The sequence below is a fragment of the Ochrobactrum vermis genome, assembly GCF_002975205.1.
Classification (GTDB): Bacteria; Pseudomonadota; Alphaproteobacteria; order Rhizobiales; family Rhizobiaceae; genus Brucella; species Brucella vermis.
Genome location: NZ_PCOC01000002.1, coordinates 1940873 through 1958103 on the forward strand (window position 1 = coordinate 1940873; position 17231 = coordinate 1958103).

Genomic DNA, 17231 nt, shown 5'->3' on the forward strand with positions numbered 1-17231 from the left:
CCTAGATATGTGAAGGGTTGGACGGGGAACCGGGCTTGCGCTGCGCTGCACGCATCTGCATGCGCAACCGGTCCGGGCCGCAGGAATTTTCGCCCGCATTGCCGCCGAACGTCACCGCTTCTTCTTCCCAGATGCGGTCGAGCGCAGCGAGGTCGTTCGGGTCGTCTTCCTCCTGCCGAAGCAACTCTCCGACGAGATTCTTGTCCGGCTTGGCGTTGGCGACATGAAGCAGCGCCGCAAAGGCGTTGGCATAAGGCGACTGGCGCTTGCGCAGACGCTCGCCGATAGCCGCCGAGATATGGCCCGTCTGGGTGAGGAGATCGTGGATTTCCTCCGGCGAACGCGTCGACAGGAATTCAAGGAACAGTGGCAGATAGTCAGGCAGTTCCTTGGCATCAACGACGAAGCCGTTGTCGTCATACATCTTCATCAGATCGACCATCGCCTGGCCGCGATCACGACTTTCGCCATGAACATGTTCAAAGAGATGCAGCGACAGCGACCGCGTGCGGTCGAAGAGATGCACGTAGCGTTCCTGTGCTTCGTAGAGATCGCACTCGCAGACATAATCGACGAGGCTGTCGAGAAGCCTGCGGATGCCGGGGGAAAGTTTTTCCCCGGCCAGTACCTCTTTCAGTTCCCCCCCGCCAAGCTGCAGCTCGGCGGACGGGTAGGAAAGCAACAACGAAATGATTTTCAGGGTCTTGTTCATTACACCTGCTCCCGGAAAATATCCGTTGGCGTCTGGACGACCTTCTGGCGCTTGGAGCCGAACAGATCTTCCGTCGACGAACCGCCCGAGCAGCCATTGCCGAAGGTGAAGCCGCACGAACCGCGCACGTCGTAGGCGTCCTCCGTGATTTCGCGATGCGTGGTCGGGATAACGAAACGGTCTTCGTAGTTTGCGATGGCCATGATGTGGTACATTTCCTCGATCATCGCACCGCTCATGCCGACGCGGTCGGCAATCGCCTCGTCGAGAACGCCGTCAACAGTCTTGGCACGCATGTAGGCGCGCATGGCGAGCATGCGTTCCAGCGCCGAGATGACCGGCTCTTCCTTACCTGCCGTCAGAAGATTGGCGAGGTAGCGGACCGGAATGCGCATGGAGCGGACATCCGGCAGCGGGCCGTCCATACCGAGCTTGCCTGCGGCAGCAGCCGACTGAAGCGGCGAGAGCGGCGGCACATACCAGACCATCGGCAGGGTGCGGTATTCAGGATGGAGCGGGAAGGCAATCTTCCACTCCATCGCCATCTTGTAGACCGGCGAGTGCTTGGCGGATTCCAGCCAGGCTTCCGGCACACCGTCCTTGCGCGCCTGTTCGATCACGGCAGGATCGTTCGGGTCGAGGAAGATGTTGAGCTGCTCCTGATAGAGATCCTGCTCATTGGCCGTGGAAGCGGCTTCCGCGATGCGGTCGGCATCGTAGAGCATGACACCCAGATAGCGGATGCGGCCGACGCAGGTTTCCGAGCATACGGTCGGCTGGCCGGCTTCAATGCGCGGATAGCAGAAGATGCACTTCTCGGACTTGCCCGAGCTCCAGTTGTAATAGATCTTCTTGTAGGGACAGCCGGAGACGCACATGCGCCAGCCGCGACACTTTTCCTGATCGATCAGGACAATGCCGTCGTCCTCCCGCTTGTAGATTGCACCCGATGGGCAGGCCGCAACGCAGGTCGGATTGAGGCAATGCTCGCACAGGCGCGGCAGATACATCATGAAGGTGTTTTCGAACTGGCCGTAGATTTCCTTTTCCACGCCTTCGAAATTATAGTCCTTCGAACGCTTGGCGAATTCACCGCCGAGAATTTCTTCCCAGTTCGGACCCCATTCGATCTTTTCCATCCGCTCGCCGGAAATCAGCGAGCGTGGACGGGCGGTCGGCATGGTCTTGCTTTCGCCTGCCGTCTGAAGATGGCCATAATCGAAGTCGAACGGCTCGTAATAGTCGTCGATTTCAGGCAGGTCCGGATTGGCGAAAATCTTGGCGAGGATACGCCATTTTGAGCCCATCTTCGGCTCGATCTTGCCGTTCTTCTTGCGGACCCAGCCGCCATTCCACTTCTTCTGGTTTTCCCATTCCTTGGGAAAACCGATGCCGGGCTTGGTTTCAACATTGTTGAACCAGGCATATTCCACGCCTTCGCGGTTGGTCCAGACGTTCTTGCACGTCACCGAACAGGTGTGGCAGCCGATGCACTTGTCGAGATTGAGCACCATTCCAATTTGCGCACGGATTTTCATTCTGCTGCCTCCTTCGCTGCGGAGCTCTGGTTGCTTTCTTCAAGCGGACCTTCCATCCAGTCCACTTTCTCCAGCTTGCGCACGACCACGAACTCGTCGCGGTTGGCGCCGACGGTTCCGTAATAGTTGAAACCGTAGGACTGATGGGCGTATCCGCCGATCATATGCGTCGGCTTGGTGATGATGCGGGTGACGGAGTTGTGAATGCCACCACGCTGGCCGGTAAGCGGCGAGCCGGGCGTGTTCACGATCTTCTCCTGCGCATGATACATGAAGACGGTGCCGTCTTTCATGCGCTGGGAGACAACCGCACGGGCCACGATGGCACCGTTGGCGTTGTAGACTTCCACCCAGTCATTATCGACGATACCTGCCTTTGCGGCATCCGGCTCCGAAATCCAGACAACCGGCCCGCCGCGATTGAGCGTCAGCATCAGCAGGTTGTCGGTATAGGTGGAGTGGATACCCCATTTCTGGTGCGGCGTGATGAAGTTCAGCACCAGATGCGGCTGTCCGTCCGCCTTTTCGCGGATTGCCGGATTGACCGTCTTTGTGTCGATCGGCGGACGATAGACGCAGAAGCCTTCACCGAAAGCGCGCATCCAAAGATGATCCTGATAAAGCTGCTGACGACCGGTCAGCGTGCGCCACGGGATCAACTCATGCACATTGGTATAGCCTGCATTGTAGCAGACGGTCTCGGATTCAATGCCCGACCAGGTTGGCGAGGAGATGATCTTGCGCGGTTGCGCAACAATATCGCGATAGCGGATCTTCTCGTCTTCCTTTGGAAGGGCCAGATGCGAATGGTTGCGACCGGTGAACTTCGACAGTGCCTCCCACGCCTTGACCGCCACTTCGCCATTGGTTTCCGGCGCGAGCGACAAAATGACCTCGGTTGCATCGACATCGGTATAGATGCGCGGACGTCCTTCACTTATGCCCGGCTCCTGAACCTTGCCGTTCAGCTTGGCGAGCAGGTCTACCTCGTGTTCGGTATTCCACGAAATGCCCTTGCCGCCATTGCCAAGCTTGTCGAGAAGCGGCCCGACGGAGGTGTAGCGCTTGTAGAGGTTCGGATAGTCGCGCTCCACAACCACGACCGACGGCATGGTCTTGCCGGGGATCGGCTCGACTTCGCCCTTCTTCCAATCGAGGACGTCCTTTGGCTGCGCAAGCTCGCCCGCCGTGTCGTGCAGCGTCGGCACGAGAACGATGTCTTTCTCGACGCCCAGCACTTCCGGCGCCACTTCCGAGAACTTCTTGGCGATGCCCTTGAAGATGTCCCAGTCGCTGCGGGATTCCCATGCCGGGTCCGCTGCGCTCGACAGCGGATGGATGAAGGGATGCATGTCGGACGTGTTGAGATCGTTCTTTTCATACCAGGTAGCGGTCGGCAGAACGATATCGGAATAGACGCAGGTCGTGGACATGCGGAAATCGAGCGTGACCAGAAGGTCGAGTTTTCCCTCCGGAGCATTCTCGTGCCACACAGCCTCAAGGCTTTCCTGCGCACCTTCCTGACCCAGATCCTTGCCGAGCAGGCCGTTCGAGGTGCCAAGCAGGTGCTTCAGGAAGTACTCATGCCCCTTGCCCGACGAACCGAGCAGGTTGGAACGCCAGACGAACATGTTGCGCGGCCAGTTGGCCTCATGGTCAGGGTCTTCGCAGGACATGGTGACGGTGCCGTTCTTCAGCGCATTCGCGATAAAGTCCTTCGGCTCCTGGCCCGATGCGACTGCCTCTTTGGCGAGTTCCAGCGGGTTCGTCTGGAGCTGCGGAGCGGAAGGCAGCCAACCCATGCGTTCGGCACGGATGTTATAGTCCATCATCGTGCCGTCCCATGCGCCGTCGGGCGCCGTCGGCGAAAGGATGTCCTGCACCTTCACGGTCTCGTAGCGCCACTGGTCGGTATGCGCATAGAAGAACGAGGTCGAGTTCATGTGGCGCGGCGGACGGTTCCAGTCGAGCGCGAAAGCAAGCGCTGTCCAGCCGGTCTGCGGACGCAGCTTTTCCTGCCCCACATAGTGGCTCCAGCCGCCGCCCGACTGACCGACGCAACCGCACATCACCAGCATGTTGATGATGCCGCGATAGTTCATGTCCATATGGTACCAGTGGTTGAGACCGGCACCGAGGATGACCATGGAACGACCGTTGGTCTTTTCGGCATTGGTTGCGAATTCGCGGGCGACCGCAACGATCTGGTCGCGCGGGACGCCAGTGATCTTTTCGGCCCAGGCCGGGGTGTATGGCAGGCCTTCGTCATAGGACTTGGCGGAATTCTCGTCGCCAAGCCCGCGATCGAGCCCGTAATTGGCGGCAAACAGATCGAACACTGTCGCCACCATGACGTCGCCGCCCTTGAGCTTCAGCTTGCGGGCCGGAACCTTGCGCACCAGCACGCTGTCATGGTCCGTGCCTTCAAAGTAATCGTGCTCGCGATTGCCGAAATATGGGAAGGCCACATCGGCGACGGCATCGTGGCTGTCCTTGTCGATGAAGCTCTTGGCAAGTTCCACATCCTTGCCCTTGCCATCCTTTTCCTCAAGATTCCATTGGCCATCATCGCCCCAGCGGAAACCGACGGAGCCTTGCGGCGCGACATAGGCGCCCGACTTGCTATCGAACGCGACCGTCTTCCAGTCGGGATTGTTGCCTTCGCCGAGATCACCCTTGAAGTCGGACGCGCGCAGGAAGCGATCCGGCACATAGCGACCGTCCTTCTTGCTGAGCATGACCAGCATCGGGAAGTCGGAATATTTGCGGCAATAATCCTCGAAATAGGGAACCTGCCGGTCAAGGTGATATTCGCGCAGGATGACATGGCCAAACGCCATGGCGAGCGCGGCATCGGTGCCCTGTTTCGGATGCAGCCAGAGATCGGAAAACTTCGCGGCTTCCGAATAATCGGGACAGACCACGACCGACTTGGTGCCCTTGTAGCGCACTTCCGTATAGAAATGCGCATCCGGCGTGCGGGTCTGCGGTACGTTGGAACCCCAGAGCATGAGGAACCCGGCATTATACCAGTCAGCCGATTCCGGCACGTCGGTCTGTTCGCCCCAGGTTTGCGGCGAAGCGGGCGGCAGATCGCAATACCAGTCATAGAACGACATGCAGACGCCGCCAAGCAGCGACAGGTAACGCGAGCCGGCTGCATAGGACACCATGGACATGGCCGGGATCGGCGAGAAGCCAATGACGCGGTCGGGCCCGTAGGTCTTGGCCGTATAGGCGTTGGCCGCAGCAATGATCTCGTTGACCTCTTCCCAGGTTGCGCGAACGAAACCGCCGAGACCGCGCACCTTGATATAGTCGGCGCGCTTGGCAGGATCCTGCTGAATCGCGGCCCAGGCCGCGACCGGCGTTTTCACCGCACGTTCCTTGCGCCACAGTTTCAGGAGGCGGGAGCGGATCAGCGGATACTTCACCCGGTTGGCCGAATAAACGTACCAGCTATAGCTCGCCCCGCGCGAACAGCCGCGTGGCTCATGGTTCGGCAGGTCGGCGCGGGTGCGCGGATAATCCGTCTGCTGGGTTTCCCAGGTGATGATACCGCCCTTGACGTAGACTTTCCACGAGCAGGAGCCGGTGCAGTTCACGCCATGGGTGGAGCGGACGATCTTGTCGTGCTGCCAGCGCTTGCGATAGGCCTCTTCCCAGTCACGGTTTTCATTGGTGGTGACGCCATGGCCTTCCGAGAAGGTGCCGACATTCTTGCGCGCAAGAAAATTCAGGCGGTCGAGGAGTAGACTCATGATTTTATCCTCACTTTATTTCTTCAGGCAGCAGCAGTGGCTGTCTTGTTGCGGCGCTCGACGTCGTAGAGCAGGCCGCCTTTTCGGGTGTAGACGCCCCAGGTGATAATGAGGCAGGTCACGTAGAAGATCAGGAAGGCCCACAGTGCCGCTTCCGGTCCGCCGGTCATGCTGATCGAGGTGCCGTAGCCCTTCGGAATGAAGAAGGCGCCGAAGGCAGCAATGGCCGAGGTGAAGCCGGTGATGGCAGCAGATTCCTTGTCCGCTTCGTGACGGCGTTCTTCCGGGGTGGCGTTGGGCATCAGCCGGACCATTTCCTTCGACATGATCGCCGGGATCATCTGGAAGGTGGAGGCATTGCCGATACCGGTGGCGAAGAACAGCAGCACGAAGGAAGCGAAGAAGCCCCAGAAAGCGTTCGGCTGTTCCTTGATGCCGACGAAGTACAGTACGCCCGCCACGCCAACCATCATCAGGACGAAAGCCCAGATGGTCACGCGTCCGCCGCCATATTTATCGGCAAGCCAGCCCGAACCCGACCGCGACAGCGCGCCGACGAGCGGTCCGAGGAAGGCAAACTGAAGCGCATTGACCTCTGGAAACAGGATGTTGGTCAGAAGCGGGAAGCCAGCCGAATAACCGATGAACGAGCCGAACGTGCCGGTATAGAGCCAGCACATAATCCAGTTGTGCTTGCGGCGGAAAATGACGGCCTGATCGGCGAACGAAGCCTTGGCCGATGCGATATCGTTCATGCCGAACCAGTTGGCGAAAGCCGTGATGACGATGAACGGTACGAAGAAGAAACCGGCATTCTGCAGCCATAGCGGCGTGCTGCCAGCTGCGGTCGCGACCATTGCCGGATCGCCGCCAAGCTTGCCGAAGATACCGGCCGTGATGACGAGCGGCACCACGAATTGCACGACGCTGACGCCGAGATTGCCGAGGCCCGCATTGAGCGCCGCCGCGTTGCCCTTTTCCTTCTTCGGGAAGAAGAACGAAATGTTGGACATGGACGAGGCGAAGTTGCCGCCGCCGAAGCCGCAGAACAGCGCCAGAAGCAGGAACACGAAGTAAGGCGTATTCGGGTTCTGCACGGCATAGCCGATGCCGATGGCCGGAATGACCAGCGACCATGTGGTCAGTGTGGTCCACAGACGGCCGCCGAAAATTGGCACCATGAAGGAATAGAAGATGCGGAACGTCGCACCCGAAATGCCTGGAAGCGCCGCCAGCCAGAATAGCTGGTCAGTGGTGAACTGGTAGCCCACCAGCGGCAGCTTTGCCACCACCACGGACCAGACCTGCCAGATGGCGAAGGACAGGAGAAGCGCCGGGATCGAAAGCCAAAGATTGCGCTTGGCGATCCTTTTTCCTTTCTGTTCCCAGAAAACCGGATCGTCCGGGCGCCAGTCGGTCAGGACTGAATCGCCCTTTGCAGGCTTGACTTCGGCCTTCTTGAGCCCCTGCAATTCGGCAAAGGGCGGAAGCTCTTCCGTGGCCGTGCCTTCGGCTGCACGCTCCATCTGGCGGATCGAGACATGCATCCAGGCGAATGAGACCGCGACGATGACGAAGAGCAGCATGAAACAGCTCGTCCAAAGGCCGGTCTGGTCCAGAAGCACACCGAACAGGATCGGCAGGATGAAGCCTCCAAGACCACCGATCATGCCGACCAGACCGCCGACGGAGCCGACATTGCCCGGATAGTAGACCGGAATGTGCTTGAAGACGGCTGCCTTGCCCAGGGCCATGAAGAAGCCAAGAATGAAGACCGTGATGGTGAAGCCGATCACGCCCATTTCAGCATGGAAAGCAAGCGGGCCGTTATCGCTCTGGATGACGTAATCCGTTGGCGGATAGGACAAGATGAATGTCGCGACCAGTGAAACGGCGAAGGTCCAGTACATGACCCTGCGCGCGCCGTAGACATCCGATAGATGCCCGCCATAGGCGCGGAAAAGACTGGCCGGAACAGAGAAGAACGCCGCGATGACGCCAGCCAGACGAATATCGACACCATAAACATGGATCAGATATTGCGGCAGCCACAGCGCGAGCGCCACGAAAGCGCCGAAGACGAAGAAATAGTAAAGCGAGAAACGCCAGACCTGCACGTTCTTGAGCGGTTCCAGCTCCATCAGCGTGCTTGTCGGTTTTTCGCCCTTGCGCCGGCGTTCGACCAGAACCGGATCGTCGCTGGTGGTGAAATAGAAGATCAGCGCCATGACAACCATCGCAGCTGCCCAGATTTCGGCAACCGCATGCCAGCCGAGCGCGACCATGACCATCGGCGCAAAAAACTTGGTTACTGCCGCACCGACGTTGCCCGCGCCGAAAATGCCGAGCGCAACGCCCTGCTTCTCGGGTGGATACCAGCGCGAGACATAGGCGACGCCGACCGAGAACGACCCGCCCGCCACGCCGACGCCGAGCGCGGCGATTAGCATCTGCGGATAGGTGGTGGCGTAGGTCAGAAGGTAGGTGGCAACCGCCGAGACCAGCATGGTCAGCGTGAAAATGGCACGACCGCCATAGCGATCCGCCCATATGCCCAGGATGACACGGATCAGCGACCCGGTCAGGATAGGCGTCCCGACGAGCAGGCCGAACTGCGTTTCGCTCAGGCCAAGTTCAGATCGAATTTCAATGCCGATGATTGCGAAGATGGTCCAGACCGCAAAACATACTGTGAACGCGGTTGTACTCATCGTCAGCGCGGTAGTCTGCGCCCTGGGGTTTTCCCCTGCGACTTGTTGCATAGGCGTACTCCGAATTGAATACCATGAGAGGTTTCGTTTGCACTTATGCGTCGACTGTCAGATCAGTACATTGATTAAGATCAATATCGATAATCTGTTCAAGGAGATTTTCAAATAGAAGCGCAGCAAGAGACAGAATAAATTGAATTATAGACAAGTATTGATTTATGTATATTGACCGATTGATTATTATCAATTATAATAGCCCATTATAAGTTGAGGGAGAAAGTGAGGTTTGATGCGGCAGGAAGATAAAATTGCATTGAAGAATCAACCGCTCTTCGCGGACATGGCAGACGCCACATTTGAGCGCATCATGCGCCCGAGCTTCGTGCAATCGTTTCCGCCACGCATGACCCTGATCAAGGAGGACGAACCGGCAGACTTCCTGTTCGCGATCCTGGACGGTCTCGTTTTGATGTCGGCAAAATCCGACGACGGTGAAACCGCGCTGGAAATATTGCGCGCCGACGACATTTTCATCCTCGCAGCCGTACTCAATGACGATGTTTGCCTGCAAACCGCACAGACGCTGACCGCAACGCGTGTATTGATGGTGCCTTCCAGCCTGGTTCGCGAAATGATGAGCGAGGATCTGGGCTTCATGCGCGCCCTCGTTTTTGAAACTGCGCGGGCCTATCGCCGTCTCGTGAAGGAGCTGAAGACGCAGAAGCTGAGAAGCAGCGTCCAGCGCCTCGCCAACTGGATCGTCAAGGAATCGCTGTTGAACAACGGCACCGACGTCGTGATGATCCCTTACGAAAAGCGGACGCTTGCCGCTTATCTTGGCATGACGCCGGAAAACCTGTCGCGCAGTTTTGCGGCGCTTGTTCCCTATGGCATCAGCGTTCACGCTTCGGCGATCAAGATTACCAACCAGAACAAGCTGCTTCAGTTCGCGGCTCCGTCCCATCTGATCGACAGGGAAGAACCGCCACGAACGATCGACAAGGTTTGAGACTTGTCTTCATCTTCCTGTCAAACAATCTGACTATCCGGAGATTTTCTCGATCGAACCGGAGCTTTGCGATGAAAGCAGCCCTTGTTGCCCTGTTTGTTACGCTTGCGACCGGCGCAGTCGCACAGGAATTACAGAAGCCCGAACTGATTGGTGCCTTCACTCTCCCAACAGGCCTGAAAATCAGCGGCACCGAGTTTGGCGGCATTTCCGGCCTCGATTATGACCCGCGCGACAATGTCTATTACGCCATATCCGACGACCGTTCGGAAAAAGCGCCTGCCCGCTTCTACAAGCTCAAGCTCGCCATCGATGGCTCCGGCGTGCGCAGTCTGGATATTGTGGAAGCCGTCACGCTTCTGGACAAGACCGGCAAACCGTTTATGCCGAAGGATGTCGATCCTGAAAGCATCCGCTTCAATGCGGCGACCGGCACCATCTTCTGGTCGAGCGAAGGCAACAAAAATGGCAGGCCTTTTATCGGGGAAGCGAAGACAGACGGCAGTTTTGTTCGCGAATTTGCATTACCGGAAGCCTATGTTCCCGACCAAGGCAAGACCCGCGGCATCCGCAACAACCTGTCCTTTGAAAGCCTGACCGTCACACCGGACGGCAAGACGCTGCTGGCAGGAACGGAAAACGCACTGATACAGGATGGAGACAAGGCGACGCTTGATCACGGCAGCCGTTCGCGCATCATCGCCTTCGATCTTGCGTCGGGCAATGTCACGGCGGAATATGCCTACGACGCCGATCCGATCTTCACCAGGGCGACCCTGCCGCCATTCTGGAACGACAACGGCATGTCGGAATTCGTCGCCGATGGAAACAATCTCCTCACCGTCGAGCGCTCTTTCGCCATGGGCGTGGGCAACCACATCACCATCTACCGCGCCGCGTTCGACGGAGCCAGCAACGTGAAAGATGTTCCAGCGCTTGCCAGTCAGTCTGTGACCCCACTTGCCAAGAAGCTTCTTCTCCAGCTCAACGAAGGCGATTTCGGCCTCGACATCGACAATATCGAGGCCATCACCTTCGGGCCGATGGTTGACGGCAAGAGAACGCTGATCCTCGCCTCAGACAACAATTTCAATCACGGTCAGGTTTCGCAGTTCATCGCGTTGAAGCTGCCCTGACCGACCCGAGCATTTCCAGCAAAAGTGCGAAGCGGTTTTGCGTAGGATAATGCGACGAAACAAATATTCAGAGCTCAGGTCCAGAAATATCGCACGATGTGAAAGAAGACAGGCGCCGAAAAAACGAGGCTGTCGGCGCGGTCGAGCATGCCGCCATGCCCTTCGATCATGTGGCCCCAGTCCTTCACGCCGCGATCACGCTTGATAGCGGACGCGACGAGCCCGCCGAAGAAGCCCATGATGCAGGAAGTGGCCGCAAGTGCGCCCGCCTGGATCGGCGAAAACGGCGTCAGCCAGGCAAGCCCCGCCCCCAGAAGAGAGGCGCTCGCAACCCCGCCGACAAAACCTTCCCAGGTCTTCGATGGCGATATGCTGGGCGCGATGCGATGCTTGCCGAACAGTTTGCCGAAAATATATTGCAGCACATCGCTGCCCTGAACAGTCGCCACCAGAAACGCGATCAGAAGCAGCTTCTTGCCGTCAAAGCCGGGAATATCCAGCGTCATCAGCGCAGGCACATGGCTGATGCAATAGACCGAAAGCATGATGCCCCATTGCTGCTCGCTGATGCGCTCCAGAAAGCGCGACGTGTCGCCCGACAGCGCGGTGAGGACCGGCATGGCGAGAAAGCAATAAACCGGGATGAAGATGGAATAGAGCCCGTACCAGTCAATCCAGATCAGATAATACTGCACCGGAATGACCAGCAGAAACATGCCGAGTAGCACACTATGATCGGCGCGGCGTGTCTGTGTCAGCGTCGCATATTCACGCAATGCAGCAAACGAGATCAGCGCGAACAGCACGATCACACCGCCCTTGCCGAACAGGAAGGCGATGCACATGGCGCCGACCATGATCCACCATGCCTTGATGCGGGCATTGAGATTGACGAGCGTGGATGAAAGCGGTTTTGGCGCCCGCCATGAAAGTACACCGGCAACGGTGCTTGCCGTTATCAGAACGCCCATGAGGCCAAGGAATAGTCGGGTCGTTTCGCTCATGAGTGCTTACCATTATGGGGCTGGATATCGAGAAGGCTCTGGCGGGCGCGGGTCAGAAATTCCTTGCGGTCCTCGCCGTCGCGAAGCTGCACCGGCGCACCAAAAATCACGCGACACAGAAGCGGCACGGGCAGCATTGCGCCCTTGGGCAACACGCGCGACATGTTTTCGATCCAGCAGGGCACCAGCTCGACATCAGGACGCGCCAGCGCCAGATTATAGATGCCGGAGCGAAAGCGCAGCAGCGCTTCATCGGTCATGTTGCGTGTGCCTTCGGGAAAGATGATGAGCGAATGGCCATCAGCCAGCGCTTTCAGCATCACTTCCATCGGGTCTTGCGTGCGTTCCACCCAGTTGCGCTCGACCAATACGGTGCGCAGCAGAACTTCCGCCATGAACTGGCGCACGCGGTTTCCCCGCCAGTAATCCGCACCGGCAACAGCGCGGGTGCGCGCACGCTCCTCCTGATCGAGACAGGAGGAGAGCAGGATAAAATCGCCATGGCTGGTGTGATTGGCAAAATAGATGCGCTGATTGCGCGATGGGCCAGTGCCGCCCCAGATCGGCCGCACCCCGGTAATCCCGCGCGACAGGATCGCTAGAAGCGAGCCGAAAATCGATTGCACCTGATGCCGGATCAGTTCCCGCATATCAAAGCCCCTGACCGGATGGCACCGCAGCCATCAGAATGAAAAGCACGATGCCCAGCCCCACAAAAAAACGCTGGCGCCCCACGATGCGCCGCGAACCGGCAATCCGCGCGGCAAGCGGACGGACCGTACCGTCACTGGAACGCAGGCCCATGCGCTCAAGAATATGGTCCACCTCACCCAGGCCCGTTTCATCGGAACTGGCGACCAGCCGGAAAAGTGCAGCATCGAACAGAAGATGCGCTGCAATTCCAAGCACGATCAATGCGCTTGCCAGAAGCAGCGGCCAGATCAGCCAGAAAGCCAGATCGTGCACCGGACGCAGGAAGGGGCCTGCCGCAAGCAGCACGACGGCGACTGCGATGCCGATAAAGGCATTGCGGCGCAACACGATTGCGATGGAGGTTGCCGGAGAATTCATGCCACCCCCTCGGCGCGATGCAGGTGAACAGGCCAACCCTTGGAGCAGATCAGCGTTTCCGCCTCCCAAGCACTGGCTACACGACCGGTAGAGACGAGCCACTCGACGGCAACAGTCGCGCTGCGCTGAAAACCAAGCGCACAACAGATCAGCACCGGACCATGATGGCGCGCAGCTTCAACCGCATCCAATGCCAGTCGCACTGTTTCGGATGCGGGTGCGATCAGATCAATCGTGCCAAAGCTTTTCCATTCGATTGAATGGCGTGCCAAATGGCGTGGTGGCACCATTTCAGCGGCAAGATCGACGACGGTAGCAAAGCGGGAAAGCTCCGCTGGTTTTGGAAACCGTCCAAGAAACACCCCGTCGGCAAGCTCGATATGCGGCGGTAAATTGCGGGTCCAGAACCGCACGTTCAGTCTGGCAAAAAGCCGGTAGGGCCAAAGAAGCCAGCAACTCGCAAGACTGACCGATCCATCTGTCTGTTTCTGAAAAATGCCTGCGCCCGCACCGAAATAGCCAAGAGCGACGATAACAAGTGCGATCACGGGCCAGAGCCAGAAAATCGCATAGCCAGTGATGGACAGGCCGTGGATTGCCAGAGCCAGAAACGGGACTGCACCCGCCAGATAATAAAATCCGATCCTTCTGGATTTAGGGTCTGGTGTGAGCTGAAATTCTGCCAGCGGCGAAGGACCGCTGCGCGGGAAAAGCCACAAGGCAAACAGGCCAAGCAACGCGCCTGCCGGAATATCGACCGCGTGGTGCTGATAGGTGGTCAGCACGGACAGACCGATCAGCAGACACCAGACATGCCAGACCACGCGCATGGCATCGCCCATTACGCGACGCATCTGGTCCCAGATGATAATCAGCAGCGCGATATGCAGCGAGGGTGCCTGATTGAACGGCTTGTCGAAGCCGCCCAGCACATCGAACATGAAACCCGGAAGACCAGCTGTTGCCGGTTTTACGAAGGTTGCAGTCAACGGAAAGGCGACGAAGCAGACAACCGCCACGATCTGCGCGGTGAGATAGCGCTTTGCCAGCCGGTCGACCTGCTCCGGGCTGTCATTGACGAACAGTGCAATCGCATAGAACAGATTGACCGACCAATAGGGAATGATGCTCCACGCAATGAAGGGCACATGATGTTCCCATTCGAAAGCAAGGTTCGGGACGTGACCTTGCTGCGATGCGAGCCAGTTTGCCGTGCCGTAGGTCAGATAGAAAAAGGGGCCAAGAAACAGGAGCCAAAGGACCGCGCGGCGGATCACTGACCGCCGTGAAGATCCATCCAGTTCCGTTAATTGCGTGGTCACGCTTCGCCGTCTCCGATGCGTTCTGCAATCGAGACGGTGAAAATGCCCCACTGATCGACGCGCTGTTCGATCTTGCGATAGCCTGCCTTCTCGACAAGCTGATCCATTTCGCCCTGCGTGCGCCGACGCATCACCCATGCCTCTCCGCCGCGATGCGACGTCAAAGCACGCGCGATCATTTCAAGCTGCGGATGCCATGGCTGGTTGGTGTAGATCAGCAAGGAGCCGGGCTTCTGCACGCGGGCCAGCCCCGACAGCGAACGATTGATCAGCGCATTATCGGGGAAAAGCTCGTAAAGACCGGAAACGATGGCTAGGTCTGGATGTGGCGTGACCGCCGCGAGGCTTTCCGCATCGAAAGCGTCACCCTCTTCCATATGGGCTATGGCCTCCAGCCCGCGATCCTTGATGAGTTTGTTGCCCGCCAGCACATTGATCGGTGAATAGTCGCGCAAATGAATGCTGTCTGGCATTTCGTCCGCGCGCACCACAGCATCGATCACATAGCGGCCATGACCGCAGGCAATGTCGAGAATATTGGTCGAGCGGCCTTCGCTTCTGAGGCGCTTGAGGGCTTGCCCGATCAGTTCTTCCAGATGCACCTTGCGCTGGCGGATACCACGCCAGCCGATGGCTTCCAGAAACTGCTTGTCGATGAGCTTGCCACCCGGCCCCAGGCCGCGCGCTTCATTCTCATAGACATAATCGAGCGTGGAACCGGAATCGAAACCCGTGCGCTTGCCGACTTTCAGCCCGTCTGAAAACAATGCGCCAAAGGCAAGCGAAGCACGTGTCGACGCCCAGTAAAGCCCCTGCGCTGTCAGAAGCGGCAGCGGGCTCGACAAGCGGTCCGCCTCGTCGCGCGTATGGCCCGCAATATGCGCTTCCGTCAGATCGGCGCGTTGTGGCACCTCCGCAAAACGAGCCTCGATGAAATCGTGGATGAATTCCATTGCCGGTTTGCGATCACGCTCGCCCAACGTGTCGTGGTAGAAACCTTTCAGAACATACCGCTCCTTGATGCAGCTGCCGAGATTCTCGAAGAAGCGATGTTGCGGCGCGGGGCGCACGACAAAATCGCTGCCGGAAATGAGCAGTTGCGTTGGAACTGTAATCGCCCGCGCATCGTCCACCACACGCTTTGCCGTCTCGTAAAGTTGCAGCAGGATATGCGACGCAATGGGCCGTGTGATCAGCGGATCGGTGCGATAGGATTCAATGCGTTCCGGATCATGGGTCAGGAATTGCGGCTTGACGTAGGAATTGACATAGAACGTACCCTTCAGCTTCTGCCATAGGCCGATACCTTCCTTGGCAAAAGGCACATAGAGCTTGATGTCGAAGGCAGGCGAAGCCAGCACCAGCGCACGGATATTGGGCGCATAATCATGCACCCATGCCGCCGCGAGAACAGCACCAACGCTCTGCGCGATAATCGCCACATCCTCGATGGCGGTGCCCGTTTCCGCACGAATATGGGTTACGAAACTGTCGAGGTCACGGATCGATGCGCCGAAGGACGGGGAAAAGCCACGCACGCCCGGCGACTGGCCGTGACCGCGCGCATCCCAGGCATAGAAGGCGTAGTCGTCCAGCCCCAGCTCATCGACAAGATGCGCGACGCGTCCGCTATGCTCGTGCCCGCGATGCAGCAGAACGATGACGCTCTTCGGCTTTTCGGAGAGTGATGGCCAGAAACGGTAAAACAGTGACGTGCCGTCATGGGTGGCGAACTGGCTTTCCTGCGCCGCGCGATACCGATTTACTGCGTGCTCGTTCATGCCATCCCCTCTCCACCGGTTTCCTCACGGGCCGATTGCCCCCAATTTCTATTGAGTGAAACCAAATGTTTGAATAAACGAGCTGGAGCGAACCGCAAATAGCTGTTCAATACTTATTCTTCGTTTCCCAAGAGATTCTTGATGTCGGTTTATCAACTCAAGTCGCGTTTCCAGAATTTACTGAGACCTCTTGTCGTGCGACTTGCCGCAGGCGGTGTAACGGCCAATCAGGTTACAGTCACCGCCGCGCTCGTCTCGATCATACTTGGCGGTTTTCTGGCGTGGGGCGCAAACCCGGCATGGTTTGCACTCGTCCCGATCTGGCTGTTCCTGCGCATGGCGCTCAATGCCGTCGATGGAATGCTGGCGCGCGAACACGGGCAGAAATCGGCGCTTGGCGCCTATCTCAACGAGATCGGTGACGTTGTTTCCGATGCCGCGCTTTACGCACCGTTTGCGATCATCGCACCCTTTTCCGCGCCCTGGATTTTCGCGATTATACTTCTGGCTACCCTGACCGAATTTGCAGGCGTTACCGGCGCTTCCCTTGGATCAAGCCGTCGCTATGACGGACCGATGGGCAAGAGCGACCGCGCCGTGGTATTCGGCGTGCTTGGTGCCTGGATCGCCATCGGTGGCGCGCTGCCGGACTGGACTTTCTGGCTGCAGCCGCTTCTGTGCCTGCTTCTGGTCGCAACCACGGTAAAGCGCATCGCAAACGGCATAAACGAGACAGAAACCGGATAAAAGAGGTTGAATCCGGCCTTCCGGCACTGGTATTGACGCAATTGGGGCCTATGTTGGTCCATTCAATTCCAGCTCAATCGGAGGCCATGCCAATGAAGAAAGCTAACGCTGCTTTTCTGTTTGCGGGCATACTCGCATTTTCATCCGCGCTCAGCCCGGCACTCGCCGCCAGCAACGGCAGCTCTAAGCAACGGGCGAAGGAAGTCACCGCTGTCGTCAATGCCGTCGCGCAAAAAATGCCCGACCAGCCGATCAATACGGTGATGTATATCCGCTCCAATAATTTCGAGGTTCTGGCCGGTGACTGCACCGTGCGGGCACATATCGTTTCGTCGGATCACAAGGCAAAAGGCACTTCTTCCGACAAGATCAAGGTCCGGCTCAACAAGCGTCGCTGCGCGCGCTAGCTGCTTGTTTTCACGCATGTCTCCCGAAACCG

The 17231-nt window shown here is 58.2% G+C and carries 13 protein-coding genes; 4 read left to right on the forward strand and 9 right to left on the reverse strand.

Going from position 1 to position 17231, the window contains the following annotated elements; translation table 11 throughout:
- Nucleotide 1: 1 nt before the first annotated feature.
- Genes narJ through CQZ93_RS23300 form a run of 4 tightly spaced genes read right to left on the reverse strand, consistent with a single transcriptional unit; the run spans nt 2 to nt 8773 of the window.
- Nucleotides 2-712 carry a nitrate reductase molybdenum cofactor assembly chaperone gene (narJ, locus tag CQZ93_RS23285; protein WP_105544890.1) on the reverse strand — a complete coding sequence of 237 codons (711 nt, stop codon included), beginning with the start codon at nt 710-712 and terminating at the stop codon, nt 2-4.
- Nucleotides 712-2250 (reverse strand): nitrate reductase subunit beta, encoded by a 1539-nt coding sequence (gene narH / locus CQZ93_RS23290; RefSeq protein WP_105544891.1) that lies wholly within the window; start codon nt 2248-2250, stop codon nt 712-714. The genes narJ and narH overlap by 1 nt, the downstream gene beginning before the upstream one ends.
- Nucleotides 2247-6011, reverse strand: a complete 3765-nt coding sequence (locus CQZ93_RS23295) for a nitrate reductase subunit alpha (RefSeq protein WP_105544892.1) — start codon at nt 6009-6011, stop codon at nt 2247-2249. Before CQZ93_RS23295 ends, narH begins: the two co-directional genes overlap by 4 nt.
- A 23-nt stretch (nt 6012-6034) precedes the next feature.
- On the reverse strand, nt 6035-8773 hold the full coding sequence (locus tag CQZ93_RS23300) for a nitrate/nitrite transporter (protein ID WP_105544893.1): 2739 nt from the start codon (nt 8771-8773) through the stop codon (nt 6035-6037).
- Nucleotides 8774-9011: 238 nt separating this feature from the next.
- On the opposite strand from CQZ93_RS23300, the gene CQZ93_RS23305 reads away from it, so the two are divergent.
- Nucleotides 9012-9731 (forward strand): cyclic nucleotide-binding domain-containing protein, encoded by a 720-nt coding sequence (locus CQZ93_RS23305; protein ID WP_105544894.1) that lies wholly within the window; start codon nt 9012-9014, stop codon nt 9729-9731.
- A gap of 71 nt (nt 9732-9802) precedes the next feature.
- A complete protein-coding gene (locus tag CQZ93_RS23310; RefSeq protein WP_105544895.1) occupies nt 9803-10867 on the forward strand; it encodes an esterase-like activity of phytase family protein in 1065 nt (354 codons plus the stop codon).
- Between the two features lie 74 nt (nt 10868-10941).
- Here CQZ93_RS23310 and CQZ93_RS23315 read toward each other — a convergent pair whose 3' ends face one another.
- Genes CQZ93_RS23315 through CQZ93_RS23335 form a run of 5 tightly spaced genes read right to left on the reverse strand, consistent with a single transcriptional unit; the run spans nt 10942 to nt 16045 of the window.
- Nucleotides 10942-11871 carry a phosphatidate cytidylyltransferase gene (locus CQZ93_RS23315; RefSeq protein WP_105544896.1) on the reverse strand — a complete coding sequence of 310 codons (930 nt, stop codon included), beginning with the start codon at nt 11869-11871 and terminating at the stop codon, nt 10942-10944.
- The gene (locus CQZ93_RS23320; protein ID WP_105544897.1) at nt 11868-12521 is read right to left on the reverse strand and encodes a lysophospholipid acyltransferase family protein; all 654 of its coding nucleotides are present in this window, start codon (nt 12519-12521) and stop codon (nt 11868-11870) included. Before CQZ93_RS23320 ends, CQZ93_RS23315 begins: the two co-directional genes overlap by 4 nt.
- A 1-nt stretch (nt 12522) precedes the next feature.
- Nucleotides 12523-12942: a hypothetical protein gene (locus CQZ93_RS23325; RefSeq protein ID WP_105544898.1), complete on the reverse strand. Its 420-nt coding sequence runs from the start codon at nt 12940-12942 to the stop codon at nt 12523-12525.
- On the reverse strand, nt 12939-14264 hold the full coding sequence (locus CQZ93_RS23330; RefSeq protein ID WP_105544899.1) for a phosphatase PAP2/dual specificity phosphatase family protein: 1326 nt from the start codon (nt 14262-14264) through the stop codon (nt 12939-12941). Before CQZ93_RS23330 ends, CQZ93_RS23325 begins: the two co-directional genes overlap by 4 nt.
- On the reverse strand, nt 14261-16045 hold the full coding sequence (locus CQZ93_RS23335; RefSeq protein ID WP_105544900.1) for a bifunctional alpha/beta hydrolase/class I SAM-dependent methyltransferase: 1785 nt from the start codon (nt 16043-16045) through the stop codon (nt 14261-14263). Before CQZ93_RS23335 ends, CQZ93_RS23330 begins: the two co-directional genes overlap by 4 nt.
- 141 nt (nt 16046-16186) lie before the next feature.
- On the opposite strand from CQZ93_RS23335, the gene CQZ93_RS23340 reads away from it, so the two are divergent.
- Nucleotides 16187-16792 carry a CDP-alcohol phosphatidyltransferase family protein gene (locus tag CQZ93_RS23340; protein WP_105544901.1) on the forward strand — a complete coding sequence of 202 codons (606 nt, stop codon included), beginning with the start codon at nt 16187-16189 and terminating at the stop codon, nt 16790-16792.
- Nucleotides 16793-16884: 92 nt separating this feature from the next.
- Nucleotides 16885-17199 carry a hypothetical protein gene (locus CQZ93_RS23345; RefSeq protein ID WP_105544902.1) on the forward strand — a complete coding sequence of 105 codons (315 nt, stop codon included), beginning with the start codon at nt 16885-16887 and terminating at the stop codon, nt 17197-17199.
- Nucleotides 17200-17231: the final 32 nt, after the last annotated feature.

Bases quoted from the DNA above. Each gene is read 5' to 3' on its own strand.
- CQZ93_RS23300 (WP_105544893.1), bottom strand. From the start codon at position 8,773: ATGCAACAAGTCGCAGGGGAAAACCCCAGGGCGCAGACTACCGCGCTG.
- CQZ93_RS23325 (WP_105544898.1), bottom strand. From the start codon at position 12,942: ATGAATTCTCCGGCAACCTCCATCGCAATCGTGTTGCGCCGCAATGCC.
- CQZ93_RS23345 (WP_105544902.1), top strand. From the start codon at position 16,885: ATGAAGAAAGCTAACGCTGCTTTTCTGTTTGCGGGCATACTCGCATTT.
- CQZ93_RS23320 (WP_105544897.1), bottom strand. From the start codon at position 12,521: ATGCGGGAACTGATCCGGCATCAGGTGCAATCGATTTTCGGCTCGCTT.
- CQZ93_RS23340 (WP_105544901.1), top strand. From the start codon at position 16,187: ATGTCGGTTTATCAACTCAAGTCGCGTTTCCAGAATTTACTGAGACCT.
- CQZ93_RS23310 (WP_105544895.1), top strand. From the start codon at position 9,803: ATGAAAGCAGCCCTTGTTGCCCTGTTTGTTACGCTTGCGACCGGCGCA.
- narJ (WP_105544890.1), bottom strand. From the start codon at position 712: ATGAACAAGACCCTGAAAATCATTTCGTTGTTGCTTTCCTACCCGTCC.
- CQZ93_RS23305 (WP_105544894.1), top strand. From the start codon at position 9,012: ATGCGGCAGGAAGATAAAATTGCATTGAAGAATCAACCGCTCTTCGCG.
- CQZ93_RS23315 (WP_105544896.1), bottom strand. From the start codon at position 11,871: ATGAGCGAAACGACCCGACTATTCCTTGGCCTCATGGGCGTTCTGATA.
- narH (WP_105544891.1), bottom strand. From the start codon at position 2,250: ATGAAAATCCGTGCGCAAATTGGAATGGTGCTCAATCTCGACAAGTGC.
- CQZ93_RS23295 (WP_105544892.1), bottom strand. From the start codon at position 6,011: ATGAGTCTACTCCTCGACCGCCTGAATTTTCTTGCGCGCAAGAATGTC.
- CQZ93_RS23335 (WP_105544900.1), bottom strand. From the start codon at position 16,045: ATGAACGAGCACGCAGTAAATCGGTATCGCGCGGCGCAGGAAAGCCAG.